Source organism: Streptomyces sp. NPDC030245 (genome assembly GCF_055572995.1).
On record NZ_JBVICF010000030.1, the window covers coordinates 1 to 1,553 of the forward strand.

The 1,553-nt window shown below is 56.5% G+C and carries 2 protein-coding genes; one reads left to right on the forward strand and one right to left on the reverse strand.

The genetic code is table 11. The features are described 5' to 3' along the window. A partial coding sequence (locus tag ACZ4Z4_RS38220; protein ID WP_468338499.1) for a hypothetical protein occupies positions 1–575 on the reverse strand: 575 nt, incomplete at its 3' end. A gap of 646 nt (positions 576–1,221) precedes the next feature. On the opposite strand from ACZ4Z4_RS38220, the gene ACZ4Z4_RS38225 reads away from it, so the two are divergent. Then, positions 1,222–1,553, forward strand: a 332-nt coding sequence (locus ACZ4Z4_RS38225) for a DotD/TraH family lipoprotein (protein ID WP_468338501.1), incomplete at its 3' end; no start/stop codon positions are given.

The window sequence follows — 1,553 nt, forward strand, 5'->3', positions numbered from 1 at the left end:
GCGTACGTCAGGTAGTCGCCCATCCTCTCCTGCAGGGTGTCGAACGGGAGCTCGCCGGCGGAGCCTGCCAGCATCGCAATCATCTCCGGGATGTCCGCCAGCTCGTCAGCTGTCAGATCCCCCAGATCCAGGGAGCGGAACGTTCCATTGCCGCGGCCGTTCGTGGCCTTCGCGTTCTCGACATTAAGTACGGGGCGGCCGTGGATCTCAGTCACGCCGGCTGACTTCCATTCTCCCGGCCGCAGACCGACCAAGTAGGTCGCTTTCAACCAGGTCTTCAATGGGCGCGCATAGCGGTGTTTGCCCTGGTGCATCTCCAGGTACGAAAGCAAACGTTGGTAGTCGGCTCGCTTAAAGCCCTTCTGCTTCTTGGAGGATGTCTGAGTCCCTTTTCGAAGGGTGCCCTCTGATGAGGTCGTATCCAGCATCTGGAGAGCGGCCTGGAGCTCTTCCTGGACGACTTTCTCCTCAGTCGCCGCCATACGCTCAGTGAACAGATGCCGAAGGGCGTTCTTGTACTGCTTCCAGGTGTTACGGGCGATCGAGGGCTTACGGGTGATGAGGTGCTCGATCACCGTGAGTGGCGGTACCGAATGGGGGGAGTCGATGCCGTATGCCTGGGCAGCTTGGGAGCAGACAGAGAGAGCCTTGATGACGTACTGCTCATTCGTTTCCGGAAGTCTACTCGGAATCATAAGTTTTATTTGGCTACCCCCGTTACTCGGAACCGTAAACGTCTCCAAGTAACGTATCAGATGCAGACTATTGTCGCCAGAAATCTTCGTTCGATACCCGTGTTGACCTATTCGGAAACGGACGTTGCTGAGTTCGTCATCGATCCATCGGCGAGCGCATCACCCGCTGCGAGTGATCTGCCAGCTGTGACCTAAAAAGAGTCGGCGTGTCTGGGTATTTGTCGGCGGAGTAGGGCGGTGCTGCTGCCGAGTGTCACATGTGACCTAAAGGGGGTATTGGCTCCCGAAAGCCCTGTATCTGCGGCATCTCGCACTGGCTATAGGGATGGTCACAGGTGACCTATTTGGCGGGCAGAAGGGATTTTAGGTCACCTAAGACCTATATGGGTGTGGGTTGGTGTTGAGTGGTGGGTCACTTCTGACTATCATTGTCTTATCGTTCGACTTTCGTTGATGTATAGTCGTGCGCTAAAGCGTTGTTTTCCTGTAAGGAGCGCTTTATCCATCAACCAACCGAGCAGATACGATGAAGAACCGAGTGATTGCTGGCTCTCTGCTTGTCGCTACGTTGTTGTCCGGGTGCGCTGGGACTGGCCGTGGTGGCGACAAGAGCTACAGCGACGACCCCGCTTACCAGAAGCTCCAGGAAACAGCGAAGAACATCCAGCAGTCGCTCACGCAGCTTGCTGAAGCTGAGCAGTACGAGAAGATGAAGAACCGGCCTTCGCAGCCGCGGATCTATGCTCAGATCCGCGGCATGGAGCAGGTCGTGACCATGCCCTGGCACGGCTCTCTCGAACAGGCGGTGAGCAAGCTCGCATCGTTCTCCGGCTACGAAGTGAAGTTCATGGGTAAACC